The 21,524-nt window shown below is 71.9% G+C and carries 27 protein-coding genes; 11 read left to right on the top strand and 16 right to left on the bottom strand.

The genetic code is table 11. The features are described from left to right. Positions 1-143 precede the first annotated feature (143 nt). Entirely contained in the window at positions 144-332 is a 189-nt protein-coding gene (locus tag ACJ9NR_RS18350) for a hypothetical protein (RefSeq protein ID WP_412488655.1), read from the top strand. A gap of 36 nt (positions 333-368) precedes the next feature. Here the strand turns inward: ACJ9NR_RS18350 and ACJ9NR_RS18355 are convergent, their stop codons facing one another. After that, entirely contained in the window at positions 369-1,292 is a 924-nt protein-coding gene (locus ACJ9NR_RS18355; protein WP_412488656.1) for a winged helix-turn-helix domain-containing protein, read from the bottom strand. 173 nt (positions 1,293-1,465) lie between these two features. On the opposite strand from ACJ9NR_RS18355, the gene ACJ9NR_RS18360 reads away from it, so the two are divergent. Further along, positions 1,466-1,651, top strand: a complete 186-nt coding sequence (locus tag ACJ9NR_RS18360) for a hypothetical protein (RefSeq protein WP_412488657.1) — start codon at positions 1,466-1,468, stop codon at positions 1,649-1,651. Positions 1,652-1,888: 237 nt separating this feature from the next. Here the strand turns inward: ACJ9NR_RS18360 and ACJ9NR_RS18365 are convergent, their stop codons facing one another. Then, positions 1,889-3,145 (bottom strand): GNAT family N-acetyltransferase, encoded by a 1,257-nt coding sequence (locus ACJ9NR_RS18365; RefSeq protein ID WP_412488658.1) that lies wholly within the window; start codon positions 3,143-3,145, stop codon positions 1,889-1,891. A gap of 261 nt (positions 3,146-3,406) precedes the next feature. Beyond that, positions 3,407-4,015: an RsiG family protein gene (locus ACJ9NR_RS18370; protein ID WP_412488659.1), complete on the bottom strand. Its 609-nt coding sequence runs from the start codon at positions 4,013-4,015 to the stop codon at positions 3,407-3,409. Between the two features lie 168 nt (positions 4,016-4,183). Here ACJ9NR_RS18370 and dtd point away from each other — a divergent pair, with 168 nt between their 5' ends. Next, positions 4,184-4,609 (top strand): D-aminoacyl-tRNA deacylase, encoded by a 426-nt coding sequence (gene dtd, locus ACJ9NR_RS18375; RefSeq protein ID WP_412488660.1) that lies wholly within the window; start codon positions 4,184-4,186, stop codon positions 4,607-4,609. Between the two features lie 12 nt (positions 4,610-4,621). On the opposite strand, the gene ygfZ is transcribed toward dtd, so the two are convergent. From ygfZ to ACJ9NR_RS18390, 3 genes are all read right to left on the bottom strand, one after another. Then, complete coding sequence (ygfZ, locus tag ACJ9NR_RS18380) at positions 4,622-5,587, bottom strand: CAF17-like 4Fe-4S cluster assembly/insertion protein YgfZ (protein WP_412488661.1); 966 nt, start codon at positions 5,585-5,587, stop codon at positions 4,622-4,624. A gap of 10 nt (positions 5,588-5,597) precedes the next feature. Further along, a complete protein-coding gene (locus tag ACJ9NR_RS18385) occupies positions 5,598-6,035 on the bottom strand; it encodes a Fur family transcriptional regulator (RefSeq protein WP_393871106.1) in 438 nt (145 codons plus the stop codon). A gap of 130 nt (positions 6,036-6,165) precedes the next feature. Continuing rightward, positions 6,166-6,741 carry a heme-binding beta-barrel domain-containing protein gene (locus ACJ9NR_RS18390; RefSeq protein WP_412488662.1) on the bottom strand — a complete coding sequence of 192 codons (576 nt, stop codon included), beginning with the start codon at positions 6,739-6,741 and terminating at the stop codon, positions 6,166-6,168. 360 nt (positions 6,742-7,101) lie between these two features. Between ACJ9NR_RS18390 and ACJ9NR_RS18395 the strand changes: the two genes are divergently transcribed. After that, the gene (locus ACJ9NR_RS18395; RefSeq protein WP_412488663.1) at positions 7,102-7,464 is read left to right on the top strand and encodes a DsrE family protein; all 363 of its coding nucleotides are present in this window, start codon (positions 7,102-7,104) and stop codon (positions 7,462-7,464) included. Positions 7,465-7,532: 68 nt separating this feature from the next. On the opposite strand, the gene ACJ9NR_RS18400 is transcribed toward ACJ9NR_RS18395, so the two are convergent. The 8 genes from ACJ9NR_RS18400 to ACJ9NR_RS18435 all read right to left on the bottom strand — a co-directional run bounded on the left by ACJ9NR_RS18400 (position 7,533) and on the right by ACJ9NR_RS18435 (position 12,879). Next, positions 7,533-7,793 carry a DUF3099 domain-containing protein gene (locus tag ACJ9NR_RS18400; RefSeq protein WP_412488664.1) on the bottom strand — a complete coding sequence of 87 codons (261 nt, stop codon included), beginning with the start codon at positions 7,791-7,793 and terminating at the stop codon, positions 7,533-7,535. 75 nt (positions 7,794-7,868) lie between these two features. Continuing rightward, positions 7,869-8,156, bottom strand: coding sequence for a DUF1416 domain-containing protein (locus ACJ9NR_RS18405; protein WP_006348354.1), 288 nt, complete (start codon positions 8,154-8,156; stop codon positions 7,869-7,871). 94 nt (positions 8,157-8,250) lie between these two features. Further along, positions 8,251-9,090: a sulfurtransferase gene (locus ACJ9NR_RS18410; protein ID WP_412488665.1), complete on the bottom strand. Its 840-nt coding sequence runs from the start codon at positions 9,088-9,090 to the stop codon at positions 8,251-8,253. Between the two features lie 120 nt (positions 9,091-9,210). Further along, the gene (locus ACJ9NR_RS18415; RefSeq protein WP_351998383.1) at positions 9,211-9,318 is read right to left on the bottom strand and encodes a putative leader peptide; all 108 of its coding nucleotides are present in this window, start codon (positions 9,316-9,318) and stop codon (positions 9,211-9,213) included. A gap of 289 nt (positions 9,319-9,607) precedes the next feature. Next, positions 9,608-10,348, bottom strand: coding sequence for an LmeA family phospholipid-binding protein (locus ACJ9NR_RS18420; protein ID WP_412488666.1), 741 nt, complete (start codon positions 10,346-10,348; stop codon positions 9,608-9,610). A 143-nt stretch (positions 10,349-10,491) separates the two neighbouring features. Continuing rightward, complete coding sequence (locus tag ACJ9NR_RS18425) at positions 10,492-11,703, bottom strand: hypothetical protein (RefSeq protein WP_412488667.1); 1,212 nt, start codon at positions 11,701-11,703, stop codon at positions 10,492-10,494. Positions 11,704-11,705: 2 nt separating this feature from the next. Then, entirely contained in the window at positions 11,706-11,960 is a 255-nt protein-coding gene (locus ACJ9NR_RS18430; RefSeq protein ID WP_393871096.1) for a MoaD/ThiS family protein, read from the bottom strand. A 55-nt stretch (positions 11,961-12,015) separates the two neighbouring features. Continuing rightward, positions 12,016-12,879: an alpha/beta hydrolase gene (locus ACJ9NR_RS18435; RefSeq protein ID WP_412488668.1), complete on the bottom strand. Its 864-nt coding sequence runs from the start codon at positions 12,877-12,879 to the stop codon at positions 12,016-12,018. 192 nt (positions 12,880-13,071) lie between these two features. Between ACJ9NR_RS18435 and ACJ9NR_RS18440 the strand changes: the two genes are divergently transcribed. The 6 genes from ACJ9NR_RS18440 (at position 13,072) to ACJ9NR_RS18465 (ending at position 19,025) form a co-directional block, all read left to right on the top strand. Next, positions 13,072-13,851 (top strand): winged helix-turn-helix transcriptional regulator, encoded by a 780-nt coding sequence (locus ACJ9NR_RS18440; RefSeq protein WP_412488669.1) that lies wholly within the window; start codon positions 13,072-13,074, stop codon positions 13,849-13,851. Between the two features lie 95 nt (positions 13,852-13,946). After that, on the top strand, positions 13,947-14,972 hold the full coding sequence (locus tag ACJ9NR_RS18445) for a LacI family DNA-binding transcriptional regulator (protein ID WP_412488670.1): 1,026 nt from the start codon (positions 13,947-13,949) through the stop codon (positions 14,970-14,972). A 328-nt stretch (positions 14,973-15,300) separates the two neighbouring features. Continuing rightward, positions 15,301-16,425, top strand: a complete 1,125-nt coding sequence (locus ACJ9NR_RS18450) for a S1C family serine protease (RefSeq protein ID WP_412488671.1) — start codon at positions 15,301-15,303, stop codon at positions 16,423-16,425. A gap of 29 nt (positions 16,426-16,454) precedes the next feature. After that, positions 16,455-16,661 (top strand): hypothetical protein, encoded by a 207-nt coding sequence (locus tag ACJ9NR_RS18455; RefSeq protein ID WP_412488672.1) that lies wholly within the window; start codon positions 16,455-16,457, stop codon positions 16,659-16,661. A gap of 196 nt (positions 16,662-16,857) precedes the next feature. Then, positions 16,858-17,595 carry a response regulator transcription factor gene (locus ACJ9NR_RS18460; protein ID WP_412488673.1) on the top strand — a complete coding sequence of 246 codons (738 nt, stop codon included), beginning with the start codon at positions 16,858-16,860 and terminating at the stop codon, positions 17,593-17,595. Next, the gene (locus tag ACJ9NR_RS18465; RefSeq protein ID WP_412488674.1) at positions 17,592-19,025 is read left to right on the top strand and encodes a sensor histidine kinase; all 1,434 of its coding nucleotides are present in this window, start codon (positions 17,592-17,594) and stop codon (positions 19,023-19,025) included. Before ACJ9NR_RS18460 ends, ACJ9NR_RS18465 begins: the two co-directional genes overlap by 4 nt. A 59-nt stretch (positions 19,026-19,084) precedes the next feature. Here the strand turns inward: ACJ9NR_RS18465 and ACJ9NR_RS18470 are convergent, their stop codons facing one another. Beyond that, positions 19,085-20,029, bottom strand: coding sequence for a helix-turn-helix domain-containing protein (locus tag ACJ9NR_RS18470; protein ID WP_412488675.1), 945 nt, complete (start codon positions 20,027-20,029; stop codon positions 19,085-19,087). Beyond that, entirely contained in the window at positions 20,026-20,817 is a 792-nt protein-coding gene (locus tag ACJ9NR_RS18475; RefSeq protein ID WP_412488676.1) for a helix-turn-helix domain-containing protein, read from the bottom strand. The genes ACJ9NR_RS18470 and ACJ9NR_RS18475 overlap by 4 nt, the downstream gene beginning before the upstream one ends. A 321-nt stretch (positions 20,818-21,138) precedes the next feature. Here ACJ9NR_RS18475 and ACJ9NR_RS18480 point away from each other — a divergent pair, with 321 nt between their 5' ends. Beyond that, positions 21,139-21,489, top strand: a complete 351-nt coding sequence (locus tag ACJ9NR_RS18480; RefSeq protein ID WP_412488677.1) for a peptidoglycan-binding domain-containing protein — start codon at positions 21,139-21,141, stop codon at positions 21,487-21,489. Positions 21,490-21,524: the final 35 nt, after the last annotated feature.

Below are 21,524 nucleotides of genomic sequence, written 5' to 3' on the forward strand. Positions count from 1 at the left end.
ACTTCTAGGAGTTGGCGGAAGGTTTGCTTCCTGTCCGAGCCCGCTCCGGGCCGGCCCCGAGTCCGCTTCGAGTCCGCCTCTGCTCCCCTCGCACAACCCCCCACCGCACCGTCCCGCCCGCGCAGCCTGAAGGGGGAACCATCGTGCCTGCTCTCGCCCTCCTCTCCGCCGTGTTCGTCGTCGGCGCGGAGCAGATCGTCAGTTGGAAGTACGGCGCCACCGGCATCATCGGCCTGCTCCTGCTCACCATCGGCATCAAGGCCAAGAACCCCACCGTCAGCTCCATGGGGGCCGTCGTGCTCGCCCTCCTGGTCGCCGGGCCCGCCCTGTGAGCGTGAGGCCGGCCCCGTCAGTCTCTGTGGGAGACGTCAGCTCGTGAGCACCAGCTCCGAACTGATCGTCTCCCACAGTGCGTTGAACCACAGGTGGGACTGCTCGACGAAGGTGGTGTCGCGCAGGCCGGCGCCCTGCGCGAAGGCGAACAGCATCGACCGGGTGCCCTCGGCGTCGTACATCTCCAGGTGTTCGTGGTCGATCTCCTCCTCGCGCCGCGTGAGGGTGTAGTACGCGAACAGCGCCTCGACGCCGTTGAGCAGGTACAGCTTCACGGGCGGGGTGAAGGGCAGCGCGCGGAAGGCGACGCTCACGTCGATGCCGTGCGTGGCGCGCAGGGCCTGCAGGTTGTGCCGCAGCACCTGGCCCTGGGCGTTGCGGTGGGCCAGCCACCGGCGCTGCAGCCGCCCGTCCGCCGAGGAGTCGACCGGCGTCGGGAAGGCGAGGTCGATGTCGCGGCTGGGCAGCAGCACGCGGACGTCGACCTTGGCCGGTTTCAGTCGCCCCTCGTGGATGCGGCGCAGGGGCTCACCGATGGCGAGCGTCAGGGAGACCGAGGTCAGGCAGAGGGCGTCTATCTCCACGTGCGGAGCCGCGAAGGCGTCCGCTATGCGCGGGGCAAGAGCCACCATCGTCGGCAGCGGCGGCGCCCCCGGACCACTCAGCGCGTTGCCGAGCCCCAGGTCAGGTGCCACGGTCGCCGGGCTTCCCTTGGATACGTTGGTCAGCAGGTGCTCCGACTGCAGAATGCGCAGCGCCTGGCGGACGGCGCCGCGCTCGACGCCGAACTCGTCGGCCAGAGTGGCCTGTGTGGGCATACGTTGCCCCGGTCGCAGCTGACCCGACCTGATGCGGGCACGCAGCGCGTCGGCCACCTCCAGATGGGACGCCGGTGACGTCGGTGACCGCTGTGACCTCTTCCGCCCGTTGACGGCGGCATTTTTCGGGTCCACGACCAAACCCTACAACTTCTCGCCATCTTCCGGCAGTTCCTGGGCAGGTGGTTATAGGACGACTCCAAGCGGAGATAAGTACAGTGAAGTTGGTCACCAACTTCATGAACATGGTCAAGCTTCAGGAGGGTTGGCCGCAACCACAGGGTCCGCCTCCCCGTCTCGAAGGAGGGACCGTCATGCCGCTCGTCGCCCTTGCCGCCGCCGCCCTCGCCATCGGATTCGAGCAGCTCATCCAGTGGAAGTACGGGCCCCTGGGCATCATCGCCTTTGTCGCGCTCTCCGTGGGGCTCAAGGCCAGGAACACCGCGATCAGCGGCCTCGGCGCGGCCGTCCTCGTGATGCTGCTCGCCCAGTCCGGCTGAGCCCGACCGGTTCGCCGGCCCACGAACCGGCTGGCCGGGCTCCCTTCCGGAGGGGAGCCGGGAGCTCCGCCAGCCGCACCGGCACAGCCACAACCGAACAACGACAACTGAAGAGCCCCACCGGCACAGCCACAACTCAACAGCACAGCCACAACTCAACAGCACGGTCACAACCGAACAGCACGGTCACAACCGAACAGCTACGGATGAGTCATCGACCGTCACCGGGAAGGGGGTTCAGAACATGTCCGGGCACCAAGGGCGCCTGGACGTACGCAGCAGGGCGTCGGCCACCAGGGCGGCGCCCGCTCGTTCTTCCCGCACCCGGCCGAGCGCCACCAGCCGCGCGACGGACTCGTCGCCCAGCCACAGCCGCGCCAGGTCACCGACGTCCAGGGCCAGTTCGGCGCTCTCGGTGGTCGGCGTGCAGGACGCCCCCTGCTCCGACGCCTCCAGCCGGTAGCGGCCGCCCGCCAGTCCGGCGCGGTCCGCGACCTGGAGCACCAGGGAGCCCGCGCCCTCGTAGGCGCGCACCTCCAGCGCCCGTACGACGTCCAGGATCCGCACCCACAGCCAGTCCGCGGTCGAGGTGATGCGGGCGGCCCTCGCGTCCGGCAGCAGGAGCGGGAGCAGGTCGTCGGGGGCCCGCTGGCCGCTCTTGACCCGGGTGACCCAGTCGATGGAGCAGAGGTAGCCCCACAGGGCGCGCTCCGCGGCCGGTGTCGCCGCGAGCAGGTCCCGTACGGTCGCCGTGTCCTGCGGCTGCTTGGCGTCGCCCCACTTGTCGTCGACCTCGTACACGACCAGTCCCTCGACCTCGCCGTCCGCAGCGCGGTAGACGGCGTAGAACGGTTCCGTCCACTTCGGGTCCACCCGCACCGCGCCGGTGTTCAGCCGCCACCACCACTCGCCGCGGCTGACGACGCCGGGCACGGCGCCGCGGACGCGGTCGTGCAGTTCGGGGCCGAGCTTGCGCACCTCCTCGGCGTCCACGAGGTCGATACGGCCGCCGCCGTCCGGCCCGGCCCGGTGGCGGTCGAGGCCCGTGCGCGGCACGTCGACGGTCCACTCCGTGGCGGAGGTGGCGGGCCCGAAGCCGTAGCGGCCGTAGATCGGGTACTCGGCGGCGATCAGGGTGGCCACGGTGTCGCCCCGGTCCTTGGCGGCCGCCAGGTCCTGGCTCATCATCCGGGTCAGCAGGCCGCGGCGGCGGTGGGTCGCGGTGACCGTGACGGCGGAGATGGCGTCGGCGGCCACCGGAGTGCCGCCGACCGCGGTGACCTCCTGCGCGAACGAGCGGAAGGTCGCCACACAGCGCCCCCCGTCGAACGCTCCGATGTAACGGCTCGCCTCGAAGCGTTCGCGTCGCGCCTCGAGTTCCTTCTCGGTGACGGTCGTCGCGCGCAGGAACCCGGTGTTCACTGCGCGGAGCCACTCGGGCAGTTCGGCCTCGGTGATCGGACGGACGTCTATGTCGGAATGCGCGCGGGTCATGGGATCACGGTAGGTGTACGGCGGTGGAGTGTCGCCCGGATTTCCCGGCGGCCGCGCCCGACTGCCCCGCGCCCCACCACCACGAACCCCACCACCCAGAACCCCACCACCCAGAACCCCACCGCCACGAATCCCACAACGACGAGTCCCACAACCAGGAACCCCGCCACCACGAACCGCACAACTACGAACCGCTCCGCCGCGGACCGCACCGCCACGGACCCCACCGCCACGGACCGCACCGTCCCCCTCACCTCATGCTCACGTCAGCAGATCGTCGATCTGCGCCTCCCCCTCCCGGTACCGGCGTGCGATCTCCGAGCTGCAGTCGTCCGCCGTTCGCTGGAGGCGGTGGCGTCGTCGGGAGACCTGCTGCTCGTAGCGGACCAACCGGGCCATCGCGGTGGTCAGTTCGAGGTCGGTCCGGGCGGCGAGGTCCGAGAGTTCGACCTCGGCGAGCATGTCGGCGGCCAGGCGCCGGTACTCCTCGTTGTGCGGGGTGCCCAGGGTGACGTGGCGGGCGGAGGAACGCTGGCGGGCCGGGGCGTCCGTGAGGATCTCCGGGAGGCGGTCGACCACCGAGCCCGCGCCCGCCGGTGACCGCCGCGCCTGCTCCGCGCGCAGGATGTCGATACGGCCCTGCAGCAGCCGCCGTACGTAGCTGAGGTCGGCCTCGTCGCGCTGGGCGTCCCGGCGCAGCGTGCGCAGTTCGGGCAGGCTCAGCGTGGTCAGATCGTGCTCGGGCGGGCCGGCGGGCATTTGCGGGCCCGGGCTGTCGGTGCGCTGCACGGGCGGCCGCAGGGCCATCCGCTCCCCCGTTCTGATCAACGAGACAGCCCCAGGCGGCTGCCCGGTACTCGGTGTGCTCATGTCCCTCTACCGTCCCCTCGACCGGCGTGTGGAAGCATCGTGCCACCCCAAGTGGCCGCTATGTGACCGAGTGCCCCCGATCGGCCCCAGATGGGGGGTTAAGGAGCAAAAAGAAGGCCGGTGCGGTACGGGTGCGGTCCCTCGCGGACGGCCCGGCATGATGGTCGTATGCGTGCAGTGGTGCAGAGGGTGGACGGCGCGAGCGTCGTCGTGGACGGCCGGACCGTCGGGGAGATCATCGGTGAGGGCCTGTGCGTGCTGGTGGGGGTGACGCACGAGGACACCAAGGAGAAGGCGGCCCAGCTCGCCCGCAAGCTCTGGTCGATCCGCATGCTCCAGGACGAGAAGTCGTGCAGCGACATCGACGCACCGCTGCTCGTCATCAGTCAGTTCACCCTCTACGGCGACGCGCGCAAGGGACGCCGGCCCACCTGGAACGCGGCCGCCCCCGGTGACGTGGCCGAGCCCCTCGTCGAGGAGGTCGTGGCCCGGCTGCGCGCACTCGGTGCGACGGTGGCGACGGGCCGGTTCGGCGCGCGGATGCGCGTCTCGCTGACGAACGACGGCCCGTTCACCGTCCTGCTGGAGATCTGACGCAGGCCGCGGCTACGGCTCGACGACCACTTCCTGCGCCGCCGCCGTCTCTCCGGCCAGCAGCCGCGCGTCCACCGGCACGTTCCGCTTCACCAGGGCCAGCGCGACCGGGCCCAGCTCGTGGTGGCGCACGGACGTCGTGACGACGCCGACCTTGCGGCCGTCGGGCCCGTCGTCGGCGAGGCGGAGCTCCGTGCCGGGGGCGGGCAGGTGGACCTCGCTGCCGTCCAGGTGGAGGAAGACCAGGCGGCGCGGGGGCTTGCCCAGGTTCTGCACGCGGGCGACCGTCTCCTGGCCGCGGTAGCAGCCCTTCTGCAGGTGCACCGCGCTGCCGATCCAGCCCAGCTCGTGCGGGATGGTGCGGTGGTCGGTCTCGAATCCGAGGCGCGGGCGGTGCTGCTCGACGCGCAGGGCCTCGTGGGCCAGGATCCCGGCGGGCGGGCCGGCCGTCTCGGCGTAGGCCTCCAGGTCCGCGCGGGGCAGGAAGAGGTCGCGGCCGTACGGCGTCTCGCGTACGACGACGCCCTCCGGCACCTCGGCGATCGAACCGGCCGGCAGGTGCACCACCGCGAACTCGGACGTGCGGTCGGCGACGTCGACCCGGTAGAAGAACTTCATCGACTCCAGGTACGCGATGAGCGCGGCCTGTGTGCCGGGTTCGACGTGGGCCCAGACCGTCTCGCCGTCGTCGACCAGGTAGAGCGCGTGCTCGATGTGGCCGTGCGCGGACAGGATCAGCGCCTCCGTGGCCAGGCCGGGCGGGAGGTCGCTGACGTGCTGGGTGAGCAGCAGGTGCAGCCAGCTCAGCCGGTCCTCGCCGGTGACGGTGACGACGCCGCGGTGCGAGAGGTCGACGAAGCCGGACCCGTCGGCGAGGGCACGCTGCTCGCGGAACAGGTCGCCGTAGTGGGCGGCTACGCCTTCGTCCACGCCCTCGGCGGGGACGGCGCCGGGCAGGGACAGCAGGGGGCTCTTCATGGGCACAAGCCTACGACTCGGTAGTTGAACCCTGCAGGGAACAGTCCCGGCATCTGCCGAAGATCGCGAAGTGCTTCATGTCGGTCTCGAAGCCGAACTCCCGGCGCAGCTTCGCGGTGAACTCCGCGGCCACCGACACATCGGCCTCGATCACGTTCTGGCAGTCCCGGCAGACCAGGTGGATGTGGTGGTGCCGGTCGGCGAGGTGGTACGTCGGCGCCCCGTGGCCCAGGTGGGCGTGGCTGACCAGCCCGAGCTCCTCCAGGAGCTCCAGGGTGCGGTACACGGTGGAGATGTTGACCCCCGACGCCGTCTTCCTCACTTCCACGAGGATGTCGTCGGGGGTCGCGTGCTCGAGGGTGTCGACGGCTTCGAGGACAAGCTGCCGCTGCGGCGTCAGCCGGTAGCCGCGCTGCCTGAGGTCGCTCTTCCAGTCGGTGCTCACCACACCGACGAGTCTAGGACCACTCGGGGAAGGCGGTCCGGCCGAAGGCGGTCCGACTGCTCGGAGTCCGGCTACTCGGAGTCCGGCTACCTGACATCGGAACTACTTGATTTCGAACTACTTGACGTCCGAACTACTTGAAGAAGGCGATCCCGTCGTCGGGCATGTCGTCGGGCAGGGCCTTGGCCCAGCGCTCGACGTCCTCGGGGGTGACGACCTTCTTCAGGTGCGCCGACATGTAGGGGCGCAGCTCGACCTCGGGGGTCTGCTTCTCGCCGACCCACATCAGGTCGCTCTTGACGTAGCCGTACAGGCGCTTGCCGCCCGAGTACGGGGCGGAGGCGGCCGTGCGGGCCACCGCGTCCGTGACCAGGTCGATCTGCGGCTTCTGCGCGGCGAGCTCGCCGTACCAGATCTCGATGACGCCGTCGTCGCGGGTCATCGTGACCTCGACCTTGCGGCCGCCGTCGACGCGCCAGAAGCCGGACTCCGACTCCAGGGGCCGGACCTTGTTCCCGTCGTCGTCCAGGACCCAGGTGCGGGAGTGGTACTCCAGGAAGTCCCGGCCGTCGTGGGTGAAGGTGACCTCCTGCCCGAAGTTGCACTTCTCGGAGCCGGGGAAGTCGTGCACGCCCGCGCCGGCCCAGTTGCCGAGCAGGAAGGCGAGCGGGACGAGGTCCTTGTGGAGGTCGGACGGAATCTCGATCATGGGGTCGGCAGTTCCTTGATGGGTGTCAGCGCTGGCCCTGGTACAGCTTCTTCACGGTCAGCCCGGCGAAGGCGAGAACGCCGACGCAGACCAGGACCAGCAGGGCTTCGTAGAATGCCTCAAGCACGGGGTGCTCCTTGATGAGCGGGTTGCGGGTCCCCCGCCCGGACGGCCGAAAGCGGGGGGGGTACAAAGGCCGCCCCCAGCTTACGCGGCCGCGACGGGGCCCTCTTGGCGAGGTACGCCCCTGCGGGAGTCGGCCGGGCAGCCGGTTCCGCGGGCCGCCCCCGGCCGGCCCCCACGAGGCGGCCCGCGCAGGCGAGGGCCCGGCGGTGTCCCGGGGTTGATTACGCTTCGGCCATGACGAAGAAGCTGGTGATCAAGGTGACGGCGGGCGCCGACGCGCCCGAGCGGTGCTCGCAGGCGTTCACGGTGGCGGCGGTGGCCGTGGCCAGCGGCGTCGACGTCTCCCTGTGGCTGACCGGCGAGTCGGCGTGGTTCGCGCTGCCGGGGCGCGCGGCCGAGTTCGAGCTGCCGCACGCCGCGCCGCTGCCGGACCTGCTGGACTCCCTGCTCGCGGGCGGCAGCGTCACCCTGTGCACCCAGTGCGCCGCACGGCGGGACATCACGGAGAAGGACGTCCTGGAGGGGGTACGGATCGCGGGCGCGCAGGTCTTCGTGCAGGAGGCGCTCGCCGACGGGACGCAGGCGCTCGTCTACTGAGGCCGCTGAGGGCTTCGGGCGCCTGCGGCGGCCAGGCGTCTCCGGCATCCGCCGGGCGGCGCCCAGGGCTACTGACGGCGTCTCTTGCCGTCCAGCTCGTCCCACCACTCGTCGGACTGCGGGTCGCCGGACGGGTCGTCCCACCAGCGGTCCTCGGGGTCGCGCCGGTTGGCGACCATGGCGGCGACGGGCGGGATCAGCATCGCCACCACGCACATTCCCACGGCCGCCGGGATCGACCAGATACGTACGACTCCCCAGGCCAGGACGAACAGCCCGATACAGGTGCCCATCATGGCGAAGTACCTGCGACGCCGCCGTGCGTACATGACTCCAGGGTAGGCCCGGGAACGCCGAAGGGCCGCACCCGGAGGGGTGCGGCCCTGTTCCGCGCGGTCAGCGCGTCAGACCGCGATCGCGACCTCCGCCAGGCCGCCCTGCTGGGCGACGACCGTGCGGTCGGCGGTGCCGCCGGGGACCAGGGCGCGGAGCGTCCAGGTGCCCTCGGCCGCGTAGAAGCGGAACTGTCCGGTGGCGGAGGTGGGGACCTCCGCGGTGAACTCGCCGGTCGAGTCCAGGAGGCGGACGTAGCCCGTCACCGGCTCGCCGTCGCGGGTCACCTGGCCCTGGATCGTGGTCTCACCGGGCTTGATCGTCGAGGCGTCCGGGCCGCCGGCCTTCGCTCCACACATGTCTTTCTCCAAGAGGGGTCTGACCGGAGGGAAGGCCGGTCGGGTCTACGGGCTGGTCGGGTCTACGGGCTGGTCGGGTTGCGGGCTGGTCGGGTTACTTGTTGGCGCCGAGCTCGATCGGAACGCCGACGAGGGAGCCGTACTCGGTCCAGGAGCCGTCGTAGTTCTTGACGTTCTCGACACCGAGCAGCTCGTGCAGCACGAACCAGGTCAGCGCGGAGCGCTCACCGATGCGGCAGTAGGCGATGGTGTCCTTCGCCAGGTCGACCTGCTCGGCGGCGTAGAGCTCCTTGAGCTCGTCGTCCGACTTGAAGGTGCCGTCGTCGTTGGCGTTCTTCGACCACGGGATGTTGCGGGCGCTCGGGACGTGGCCCGGGCGCTGGGACTGCTCCTGCGGCAGGTGGGCCGGGGCGAGCAGCTTGCCCGAGAACTCGTCGGGGGAGCGCACGTCGACCAGGTTCTGCGCGCCGATCGCGGCGACGACGTCGTCGCGGAAGGCGCGGATGGCGGTGTTCTGCGGCTTCGCCTTGTAGTTGGTGGCGGCCCGCTCGGGGACCTCCTCGACCAGCTCGCGGGCGTCCAGCTCCCACTTCTTGCGGCCGCCGTCGAGGAGCTTGACGTTCTCGTGGCCGTAGAGCTTGAAGTACCAGTAGGCGTAGGACGCGAACCAGTTGTTGTTGCCGCCGTAGAGGATCACCAGCGTGTCGTTGGCGATGCCCTTCGCCGACAGGAGCTTCTCGAAGCCCTCCTGGTCGATGAAGTCGCGGCGGACCGGGTCCTGCAGGTCCTTGGTCCAGTCGATGCGGATCGCGTTCCTGATGTGGTTCTTCTCGTAGGCGGACGTGTCCTCGTCCACCTCCACGATCGCGATGTTCGGGTCGTCCAGGTTCTCCTGGACCCAGTCGGCGTCGACGAGGACGTCGCTGCGGCTCATCTTGTCTCCTCCGGGGCAGTTGCGGCGGGGCGTGCGAGTGGGGGATTGCGCGCGCGGACGGCGGCGCGCAGAGGTGCCCTGGTCAGGGCGGCGGTGGATGCGGAAGTCGGAGCTTTCCGCTCAGAAGGTGCGACAGAGCATGGCGGCGACGCGGCACAGGTCGACTGCCCGCCGCTTCGTGAGATCCGCCTGTCCCCGTGACCGGAGGACGCTCGTCTGACACTGCATGCCGTCGATCGTAGGGACGGACAGGCCGACATGTCACCGGCGTGTCGAATCGTGAGACGTGAATGTCCGGGATGTGGGAAACGATCTCGACCCGGCCCGTGGCGGCGCGGTCCCTGGTGGAAGTATCGGGCATCGGGGCTACGGTGCGGACGCGGCCGTCTCGCCCCTCGGACACCCGGCGGTCACCTCACGACGATCCCCCGTACAACGCATCCCGTACAACGCATCCCCTACGACGCTCCCCGTACGACGCATCCCGTACGACGGTGCGGGCACGCCGCCCGGCGTCCTACCCCGCGAGCCTGACGTCCGAACCCTTCACCGTGATCTCCACCCCGTCCTTCGCGGCCCGTACGCTGTCCAGCTTCACGCCGCCCGGCAGCCGGTCGATGGTCTGCCGGAAGTCGGTGATCGAGCGGACGCGGGACTCGGCGAGGTCGACGACCAGCTTGGGCAGGTTGTCGGCGTGCACCTTCACGTCGTCGCCGTCGACGGTCACCGTGCTGAGCACGGGATACGTCTTGGTGCCGAACGGGGTCCGGAACCTGACGTCGACCCTGATCTTGCCGTTGCCGCCGTCGGAGAGGCCGACGACCTGGGCGGTGACGCCGCGGATGATCGTCGTCGGCTGGGACTTGGCCGCCTTGAGCAGCTCGCCGTAGGCGATCGTCGCGGTGCCGGTGGCATGGGCCGCGGTGGCGGAGCTGTAGTCGCCGGAGAAGGAGACGCCCTTCATGTGCGCCTCAAGGTCGTCGATGCGGATCGTCGACGGCCCGCCGTTGCCGCCGTTGCCCGTGTCGGCCTGGTAGTCCTTGATGCCGACCTCGACGTCGTCCAGCTCACCGGAGGCCACCTGGGTGAGGAAGGGGAAGCCGTTGATGGACACGTCCGGGGTGGCGGCCAGGTTCTCGGTGGTCTTCAGCTTGGCGGCCGCCTCCTTCTCGGCGAAGTGCACCGCGACCCGGTCCGCCACCACGAACAGGCCGCCGAGGATCACGACCACGATCAGAAGTATTCGCAGCGCGCGCATGCGGTCTTCCCCCACCTGTCCGGACGTTCACGAGTGGTCCCGACGACCGGGTGGCCGTCCGTCGCGAGCGTAACCCCGGGGCAGGCGGGCGCCCGGCAATTGTCGATCACCTGTGACAGGAGCCGTTCCGGCACGGCCGGGTCCTACCCGAGAGCCCGCCCGAGCACGTACACCACCGGTGCCGCCGCCGTCAGCGGCAGGGCGACACCCGCCGTGAAGTGCACGAACCGCGACGGGTAGTCGTAGCTCGCCACCCGGTGGCCGATCAGCGCGCACACCGCCGCGCCCGCGCCCAGCAGCGCGCCCTTCGTGCCGAAGCCGGTCATCGAGCCGGCCGCGATGCCCGCTCCCGCGGCGGCGAGCAGCGAGACGACCACCGATGCCGGGGCCGGCAGCGGCAGGGCGCGGGCCAGGACGGCCACCGCCGCCGCGGCGGCGCCGACGGTCGCCGCGTGGGCCGAGGCGGCGAGGTACCCGGCCGCGACGATGGACAGCGCGGCGGAGGCGACGGTCGCCATCAGGCCGTACATCCGCTCGTCCGGGTCCGCGTGCGAGCGCAGCTGCAGGACGAGGGAGAGCAGCACCCACACGCCGAGGGTGCCGAGGATCGCCGCCGGGCCGTTCTCCCGGCCCGCCGCGAGCAGCGCGGCGTCCGCGGCCAGCGCGCCGAGGAACGCCAGCGCGATGCCCTGCCGGGCCGGCCACATGCCGTTCAGCCGGAACCAGCCCGCGGCGGTGACCGCCTGCAGGGCGACGAGCGGGACGAGCAGGGCGTACGACCCGGCCGCCGCCGTGCCCGCCAGCAGCAGCCCCAGCAGCGCGGTCAGCGCGGCCGGCTGCATACCGGGCTCGATGACCGGGGAACGCCCCTTGAGCCGGGCCCGCTGGGCGTCCGTGACCCGGGCGTTGCCGGCGAGGGTGGCGGGGCCGTAGCCGACGTCCGGGGACGCGTCGGCGGCGGGGGCTGCCACCGCCGGGGCCTGCGGCTGCTGCGGTGGCTGCGGCCGCTGCCACTGCTGGGCCGCCGGCTGGGCCTCCTGCGGCGGCAGGTACGCGGTCTCCGCCGCCGACATCGCCGCGGGGGCGGGCGCCGGCGCCTGCGCCTCCCAGGTCTGCCCCTGCCAGTGCTGCGTGTACTGCTGGGCGGCGTACGGGTCGTCGTACCCCTGGTGCCCGTGGTGTCCCTGGTGCCCCTGGTGCTGCTGGTGCTGCTGGTACCCCTGTCCCTGGTGGCCCTCGTGTCCCTGCTGGCCCTGCTGCTGATGCGCCTGTTGTTGCTGGTACGGCTGCTGCTGCCCGGGCCACCCCTGCTGCTGCGGCTGCTGCTGGTACGGCTCGTACGGCTGATCGGTCATCCTCACCCTCCTGCGAACGGCGGGAGCACCTCGACCGTGCCGCCGTCGGCCAGCCGTACCGTCTCATGTCCGCGGGTGCCCACGGGGTCACCGTCGACGAGGAACGAGCATCGCCGCAGCACGCGCGTCAGTTCACCGGGGTGTCGCTCGCGCACGGCGTCCAGGGCCTCGGCGAGGGTGGCCGCGTCGTACGGCTCCTCCGCGACCCCGGCCGCGGCCTTCGCGGCGGCCCAGAAGCGCACCGTGACCTTTGGCATCCGGTTCCTCGACTAACGGTCGGTGGGCAGCCGGTCGGCTGTGTACCCCGTCAGGCTAGCCCGCCCGCGCGACGGCCCATTCCCCGATCCGGGCCAGCAGCCCGTCCGTGGCCGCGTGCTCGGCGTGCCCCATGCCGCCCTCGATCCAGAGTTCGCCGTGGTCACCGGCCGCGGCGGCGAGCATGCGCGGGTGGTCGAGCGGGAAGTACCCGTCCCGGTCGCCGTGCACGAGCAGCAGCGGCGTCGGCGCGATCCGCGGGACGGCCTCCACGGGAGACAGCGGCACCGGGTCCCAGTGGCGGTGGTGGATGCGCGTACGGAAGCCGTAGCGGCTCACCAGTCGGCCCTCGGGACGCGTCACCAGCCAGTGCAGCTTGCGCATGGGGGCGGTCCCCCGGTAGTACCAGCGGGCCGGCGCGCTCACCGAGACCACCGCGTCCGTGGACGCTTCCGTGCGCCCCCCGCGCCCCCGCCCGTACAGCGCCGCGTGCCGCAGCACCACCGAGCCGCCCATGGAGAAGCCGACGGTCACCACGCGCGCGTGCCCGCGCTCGCGGGCCCACCGCACCGCGGCCGCCAGGTCGAGCACCTCCCGGTCGCCGACCGTGGAGCGCCCGCCGGACGCGCCGTGGCCCCGGAAGGAGAACGAGACCACCGCCCCGTACTGCGCGAACGCCTCGGCCACGCGGCGCACGTGCGGTTTGTCCACGTCGCCCGTGAAGCCGTGCGCGATCACGAACACCAGGCCGAGGGAAGGTGTCGCGGAGGCGTCCGGCAGGGTCGCCGGCGGGTCGTACACGGCATCGATCGGCACCCCGTCGTCCGTCGTCAGGAACGTCCGCGCGCGGGAGCGGTCGATCGTCTCGGAATGCGGACGAGCGGTGGAACGCGCCACACGACCTGCCGGAGTGCTGCTCATGTGGGCTATTCTGCTGGGCAGAGGACTCGGGCAGCGTAGCCCCCGGGTCCTTTTGTGCTTTCGGAAGCGTTGTATACGAAGCGGGAATCGCCGGGAAACTCCAGGTGACCGCGGGTGTACGGGGCCGCCGGGATCGCAGCGCAGGTGACGCACCGCACACGTCCTCGCAGGGACCGAGGAGGAACCAGACGTATGAGTTCTCTGCTGCTCCTGACCAACGCCCTCCAGCCGTCGACGGAGGTGCTTCCCGCCCTCGGCCTCCTTCTGCACAACGTGCGCGTGGCCCCGGCGGAGGGGCCCGCCCTCGTCGACACCCCCGGCGCCGACGTCATCCTCGTCGACGGCCGCCGCGACCTGCCCCAGGTGCGCAGCCTGTGCCAGCTGCTGCGCTCCACCGGCCCCGGCTGTCCGCTCGTCCTCGTCGTCACCGAGGGCGGCCTCGCCGCCGTGACCGCCGACTGGGGCATCGACGACGTACTGCTCGACACCGCCGGTCCCGCGGAGGTGGAGGCGCGCCTGCGGCTGGCCATGGGGCGGCAGCAGATCGTCAACGACGACTCCCCGATGGAGATCCGCAACGGCGATCTGTCGGTGGACGAGGCGACGTACTCCGCCAAGCTCAAGGGCCGGGTCCTCGACCTCACCTTCAAGGAGTTCGAGCTGCTGAAGTACCTCGCGCAGCATCCGGGCCGCGTCTTCACGCGCGCGCAGCTGCTCCAGGAGGTCTGGGGCTACGACTACTTCGGCGGCACCCGCACGGTCGACGTCCACGTACGGCGGCTGCGCGCCAAGCTCGGGCCCGAGCACGAGTCGCTGATCGGGACCGTCCGGAACGTCGGTTATCGATTCGTTACGCCCGAGAAGGGTGATCGTTCCTCCGAGGACGCCAAGGCCAAGACGGACCAGGCAAAGCAGGACACTTCGGACGAGGCCGCCGCGCGGGACGGTGCCGAGGTGACGGCGGAGGCATAGTCGGCCGCCACGGGGGCATCCCTTCCGCACGGGCGGTGCCGAGGGATGCTTCTTCCGCCCTGCCCGGAGCGGGTATATCCGCGTAGACTCCGCGCGTGGCCAAGGTGACTCGGGATGACGTGGCACGGCTGGCGGGGACATCCACCGCCGTCGTCAGCTATGTCATCAACAACGGACCCCGGCCGGTCGCCCCGGCCACGCGCGAGCGTGTCCTCGCCGCCATCAAGGAGCTGGGGTACCGGCCCGACCGGGTCGCCCAGGCGATGGCGTCGCGGCGCACGGACCTCATAGGCCTGATCATCCCGGACGCGCGCCAGCCCTTCTTCGGGGAGATGGCGCACGCGGTCGAGCAGGCCGCCTCCGAGCGCGGCAAGATGGTGCTCGTCGGCAACACCGACTACGTGGCCGAGCGCGAGGTCCACTATCTGCGGGCCTTCCTCGGCATGCGGGTGTCCGGGCTGATCCTGGTCAGCCACGCCCTGAACGACCTGGCGGCCGCCGAGATAGAGGCCTGGGACGCCCGGGTGGTCCTGCTGCACGAGCGGCCCGAGGCCATCGACGACGTCGCCGTGGTGATCGACGACCTGGACGGCGCCCAGCAGGCCGTCCGCCACCTGATCGGGCACGGCTATCCGTACGTCGCCTGTATGGGCGGTACCGCCGAGACACCCGTGGTCGGCGACCCCGTCTCCGACCACGTCGAGGGCTGGCGGCGCGCGATGGAGGAGGCCGGGATGCCGACCGGGGACCGGCTCTTCGAGGCGCCGTACAACCGCTACGACGCCTACCGGGTGGCGCTGGAGATCCTCTCCGGGCCGCGGCGGCCGCCCGCGATCTTCTGCTCCACCGACGACCAGGCGATCGGCGTGCTGCGGGCGGCGCGCGAGCTGCGCATCGACGTGCCGGGCGAGCTGGCGGTGGCCGGCTTCGACGACATCAAGGAGGCGGGGCTCACCGACCCGCCGCTGACCACGGTCGCCTCCGACCGCTCGGCGATGGCCAGGGCCGCCGTGGACCTGGTGCTGGACGACGGGCTGCGGGTGGCCGGGTCGCGGCGCGAGCGCCTCAAGCAGTTCCCCTCCCGCCTGGTGGTGCGGCGCTCCTGCGGCTGCGAGGGCTGAGCGGCACCGTCCACGGCGGGCAGGCGACCGTCGTACCCCTTTCCCTCCGACCGTCGTCCCCCTTTCCCTCCGACCGTCGTCCCCCTTTCCCTCCGACCGTCGTCCCCCTTTCCCTCCGGCCCCTGAGCCCCTCCGGCCCCTGAGGCCCCTCCAGCCTCTCCGGCTGCTGAGGCCCTCCGGTCCATCGGGTCGCTCCGGCCCCGCCGACCCCGGCAGGAGGCCGCCTCTCAAGCCGGAGGCCGCGTCTTTATATCGGGCAAACGCGGTTCTGCCGGGCTTCTCAGGAAGCACTCAGCCGACTCTCATGGTCGCGGGACAAGCTGATTCCATGACCGAGAGCTTCCGCCGCAGCGGCGAGTACGAGAACCCTTACCAGGGCGGGCAGCAGCACGCGTACCCCCAGCAGCAGCACGCCTCCTCCCCCGTGAACCCCGAGTGGCCGCCCCCGCCGGCGCAGGCGCCCGCGCCGCAGCCGGTCACGGCCGGGGGTTCCGGCTACGGCGGTGACGGCAGCGGCGGCGGTACGGCCCTCCTGGCCGCGGAGCCCGCCCCCGCCGGGCCCGCGCCGGCTCCGGCGCGCGGCAGGCGGACCCGGGGACCGGTCGCCCTGCTGGCCGCCGTGGCGATCGTCGCCGCGGCCGTCGGCGGCGGTACCGCGTACGCCTTCCAGGAGCTGACCGGCGGCGACGGCGGCGCCACGAGCAGCACCAGCACGAGCGTGGTGCCGTCGAGCAAGAAGGGCGACGTCGCCACCATCGCCGCGGCCGTGAGCCCCAGCGTGGTCGAGATCAACGCCACCTCGAGCACCGGTGAGTCCACCGGCTCCGGCGTGATCATCACCAGCGACGGCCAGATCGTCACCAACAACCACGTCGTCGCCGGCGCCTCGTCGGTCAAGGTGACGACCAAGAGCGGCAAGAGCTACACCGCGAAGATCGTCGGCACCGACAGCAAGAAGGACCTCGCCCTGATCAAGCTGGAGGGCGCCTCCGGCCTCAAGGCCGCCACCCTCGGCAACTCCAGCGGGGTGCAGGTCGGCGACACGGTCGTGGCGATCGGCTCCCCCGAGGGCCTGAGCGGCACCGTCACCAGCGGCATCGTCTCCGCGCTCAACCGCGACGTGACCGTCCCCGTCGACGAGAGCCAGGGCCAGGGGCAGGGCGGCGGCAACGACCAGTGGCCGTTCTCCTTCGGCGGCCGGCAGTTCAACGGCGACACCGGCTCCTCGACGACGACGTACAAGGCCATCCAGACCGACGCCTCGCTCAACCCGGGCAACTCCGGCGGCGCGCTGATCGACGCCGGGGGCGACGTCATCGGCATCAACTCCGCGATGTACAGCTCCAGCGCGCAGTCGTCCTCGTCCGACGCCGGCAGCGTCGGCCTCGGCTTCGCCATCCCGATCAACACCGTCAAGTCCGACCTCGCCAACCTCAGGGCGGGCGGCAGCTGACCCGACACCGCACCAGCAGGGAGCACGTCATGATCAAGCAGGTTTCGCACCCGGTCTCCGGCCTCGACCCCGCCGGCCTCGCCCTGGCCCTGGAGGTGGCGTACGAGCTGCACGCGCCCGTGGGCCGGGCACCCGAGGTGGCGGCCATTCCCCAGATGATGGGCCTGCACACCCCCGCGGCCCGCACCCACCGGCACAAGGTGCCGCTGAACCGCCTCGCGGCGCTGGGCGGCTGAGCCCGCGCCCCCCTGGCTCCGAGCCCGCCCGTCCGCCCGTACGCGTCCGCGGGGAAACATGCGAGGCTGAAGGCGTCCAGCAGGTCCGACCGGTCCACCTGGTCCGACCGGTCCATCCACCTGGTCCGACCGGTCCGGCTGACACCGGTACGTCCAGCCTCTTGCCGTCCCACCGCACCCGAGGAACCCGAAGCCCATGAGCCCCGCCGATGGCGACCGTGACCCCCAGCGCATCCTGATCGTCGACGACGAGCCGGCGGTGCGCGAAGCACTCCAGCGCAGCCTCGCCTTCGAGGGGTACGACACCGAGGTCGCCGTGGACGGCGCGGACGCGCTGGAGAAGACCACCGCGTACCGGCCCGACCTGGTCGTCCTCGACATCCAGATGCCGCGCATGGACGGCCTGACCGCCGCGCGCCGCATGCGCGGGGCCGGCACGACGACGCCGATCCTCATGCTCACGGCACGGGACACCGTCGGTGACCGGGTGACCGGCCTGGACGCCGGCGCGGACGACTACCTGGTCAAGCCCTTCGAACTGGACGAGCTCTTCGCCCGCGTGCGCGCGCTGCTGCGGCGCAGTTCCTACGCGGCTGCCGCGCTCGCCGGCACGGACCAGGAGGACGAGGCGCTGTCCTTCGCGGACCTGCGGATGGACCTGGCGACGCGGGAGGTGACGCGGGGCGGCCGGCCGGTGGAGCTGACCCGCACCGAGTTCACGCTGCTGGAGATGTTCATGGCGCACCCGCGGCAGGTCCTCACGCGTGAGCAGATCCTGAAGGCGGTCTGGGGCTTCGACTTCGAGCCGTCGTCGAACTCGCTGGACGTGTATGTGATGTACCTGCGCCGCAAGACCGAGGCCGGCGGCGAGCCGCGGCTGGTGCACACGGTGCGCGGGGTGGGGTACGTACTGCGGCAGGGCGGCGCGGAGTGAGGAGGCTCCTGCGGCGCTACCGGACGCTGCCGATCCGGTCGCGCCTGGCGATGCTCGTCGCCGCCGCTGTGGCCTTCGCGGTGGCGACGGTCTCCGTGACGTGCTGGTTCATCGTGCAGGGGAAGCTGTACGACCAGGCCGACGGCGACCTGAAGGAGATGGCCCGGCGGCCCGGCACGGTCCCGTCGCTTCTGAACGGGTGCACGCAGACCCCCGAGAAGAACACCCGGCCGTACCTCGGCCGGAACGACTACGTCCAGGCGATCAAGGTGGACGGCCCTCCCTGCGTCAACCCGAATTCCCCCGGCACGGTCGAGGTCACCGGCGCGGACAAGCGGGTCATCAGGGACGCCAAGCCCGATGTGTGGTACTTCCGCAACGGCACGGACGAGGACGGCAACGCCGTACGGGTGCTGACCCAGTACCTGGGCGTCGACTCGACTGACTCCCAGGGGGTCGCCGTCCTCCTCGCGGTCCCGCTCAAGAGCACCCAGTCCACCCTCAACGAACTCGCCCTCATCCTCCTGCTCGTCTCCGGCATCGGAGTCCTCGGCGCCGGTGCCGCCGGGCTGGCCGTCGCGCGGGCGGGGCTGCGGCCCGTCGACAAGCTCACCGAGGCCGTCGAGACCGTCGCCCGCACCGAGGACCTCAGCGTCCGCATCCCCGTGGAGGACGAAGCCGAGGACGAGGTCGCCCGGCTCACGCGGTCGTTCAACTCGATGACGTCCGCCCTGGCCAGCTCCCGCGACCTGCAGCAGCAGCTCATCGCCGACGCCGGTCACGAGCTGCGCACCCCGCTCACCTCACTGCGCACCAACATCGAGCTGCTCAGCCGGAGCGAGGAGACCGGCCGCCCCCTGCCGGAGGGCGACCGCAAGGCGCTGCTCGCGTCCGTGAAGGCGCAGATGACCGAACTGGCCGCGCTGATCGGTGACCTCCAGGAGCTGTCGCGGTCGGAGGGCCAGCGCGGCGAGCGCGTGCAGGTCGTCTCGCTGGAGGACACCGTGGAGGCCGCGCTGCGCCGCGCCCGGCTGCGCGGACCGGAGCTGACGATCACGGCGGACCTGCACCCCTGGTACGTACGGGCGGAGCCCTCCGCCCTGGAGCGGGCGTTCGTCAACATCCTCGACAACGCGGTGAAGTTCAGTCCGGAGCACGGCACGATCGAGGTGGAGCTCGGCAGCGGCATCCTGACCGTCCGCGACCACGGCCCCGGCATCGACGCCGACGAACTCCCGCACGTCTTCGACCGCTTCTGGCGCTCCCCCAGCGCCCGGGCCCTGCCCGGTTCGGGCCTCGGCCTGTCCATAGTGGCCCGCACGGTCCAGCAGGCGGGCGGCGAGGTCGCGCTGGAGCCCGCCGAGGGCGGCGGCACTGTGGTGACGGTGCGGCTGCCCGGTGCGCCCATGCCGCCACCGGAGGTCCCGTAGCGGCCGTGGCGCGTCCGGGCTGCGCGCACACGGGCCCCGCGAGCAGCGGCCGTCCGGCGTCACGGCCGGAAGCACTTCCAGCCGCCGCTGCCGGCGAGATCCGCGCACGCCTCGACCTCCTTCGTCTTCCCGGCCCGCACCGCGACCATCGGCGACGAACGGAGGATTCCCGTGGCGTACCGGTCCGCGATCACCATGCGCTGTGCGGCCACGCCCGGCGCGGTGACCTCGAAGCGGTCGCCCACGTGCTGTCCGCTCACCCGCACCCAGGCGGCACCGCACTCCGGCTTGTAGCGGATCTGGATCTCGACACCGGCGCTCCTGACCGTCCGCAGGACCTTCGGCGCCCCCTGCACCTCCACGTCCCCGCAGCCCGAGGACAGGGGCGGCCGGCCGGTGCAGCCCGCACCGTGGCAGAGGACCTGCCGGGTGGTGCGGCTCACCTCCGGGGCGGGGGGTGAACCCCGCTCGTCGGCCGGCCGGTGCGCCACGGTCAGCACGGCGGCGAGGGCACACACCACGGCGCCCGCGCCCGCGGCCGCGATCACCGGAGGGCGGCGCCACCACGACGGACCGGAGGCTTCCGCCGAGGGCCGCCCACGGTCCCCGGCGAGTCCCGCGGACTCGTTCCCGGCTCCCGCCGGTTCCGCCGCGGATCCAGCGGTTTCCTTCGCGGATCCCGCCCGTCCCCCCGCGGATCCCGCCCGTCCCCCCGCGGGTCCCGGCTGTGCCCGCGCCGGCCCCGGGCGGGCGCCCCGCCCGCTCCACGCCGCCTCCGCCAGTTCCCACAGCGCCACGTACCGTGTGGCCGGCACGTCCGCCACCCGGCACAGCGCCTCCACCGCCGAACGCGGCGGCAGCGTCCTGCCGTTGAGATACCGCTCCCAGGACGACTTGCTGAACGCCGTCCTCCCGGCGAGCGCGGCCAGGCTCAGCTCCGTACGTCCGCGCAGCTCGCGCAGGGCCTCGGCGAGCCGTGCGCATTCCGGCGCCCGGCCGCTCATCTGCCGAGTGCTCCCCAGGTCCGCGGTCCGACCAGGCCGTCGACGTCGAGCCCCTTCTTGTGCTGGAAGCGCTTGACGGCGATCTCGGTGTCCGGGCCGAAACTGCCGTCGATCCGCCCCGGTGAGAACCCGGCGTGCTGCAGCAGGCACTGGGCCTCGACCACCTGCCAGCCCTGCACGTTGAGGCCGATCACCGACTTGTGGTCCGTGCTGTGTCCCGCGTAGAGGGTGCCGCCGCGCCGCTCGAAGTGGCAGTGGTAGGTCCTGCCGTACGTGAACGCCCCGGCGGAGGCGCCGGCCGACACCGCTCGCGCCGTGCCGCCCGCGTCCGTGCCGCCGCCCTCCCAGGGCGCCGACACCAGCAGGGCGCCGACGACACCGCCCACGAGGGCGCAGCACAGGCCGCCCAGGACCGGCCACAGCGGACTGCGGCGCGAGGCCACCGCGGTGGCCGGCGGCCCGGTCTCCGGCGCCGGCTCCTCCGGGACCTCGCCCGGTCCGTCCTCCCGCCTCGCCGCGGACGCCCTCCACTCGGCCTCGGCGACCTCGTGCAGGGCGAGCAGACGCTCGGGATCAGCGCCGCAGGCCGTCGCCAGTTCCTCCACGGCCGAACGCGGCGGCAGCGTCCTGCCGTTCAGATAGCGCTCCCAGGACGACTTGCTGAACGTCGTCTTCGCGGCGAGCGCGCTCAGGCTGAGACCGGCGCGGTCCTTCAACCGCCGCAGCTGTACGGCGAGCTGCCACGTCTGCTGGTCCAGCGATGCCGGCAGCTCCTTCCAACGCGACATGTTCCACCCCATGTCCGGTGTTCCGAGTCCCCGTCGAAGAGTCCCGCCCCCGGCCCCATGGTTCCCCGTCCGTCCCTCCCGCGGCGCCGCACCTCCGTGATCCGGCCACCCGACGACCGCCCCGCGGCGTCCTCCCACGTCCCGGGGACGCGGCACCGTCCAGGGCATCCCAGCAGGTCGGCGCGGGTGGCGTCCCACGTTGACCCGTACCGCGGGTACCCCCTGGCCCCACCGGTGAATTGGCCAGCATCGTCGGTGGTGCAAGGCGGGCGGCGCGGTCCACCCCGCGCCGCCCTGCGACTCGACGAAGGGAGAACCACCATGCGGGTGCACAAGCGCGCGGCCCTGCTCGCGGCGACCGCGGTCATCGGTACGGGCCTGGCCGTCGCCCCCTCGGCCACCGCGGCGCCGAAGGTCGCGAACATCAGCGTGGGTTCGCACAACCACCACGGCGTGTGGTGCGTCCAGGCCGGCATCAACGCGCACTTCCACAAGAAGGTCGTGAAGACGGACGGCAAGTTCGGCCTCAAGACCAGGAAGGCCGTCATCAAGTACCAGGCCGCCGAGCACATCCGCAAGGACGGAGTCGTCGGCCCGCAGACCGGCAGCCACCTCTGGGCGGACAACAGCTACTCGACCTACTGCTACAGGTACCTGCCCACGGTCTACTGAGCGGCAGCGGCCGGCACACCGGCGGTACGCCCTCC

Origin of the sequence: Streptomyces sediminimaris, from assembly GCF_047049295.1 — a bacterium.
Taxonomy (GTDB): Bacteria; Actinomycetota; Actinomycetes; order Streptomycetales; family Streptomycetaceae; genus Streptomyces; species Streptomyces sediminimaris.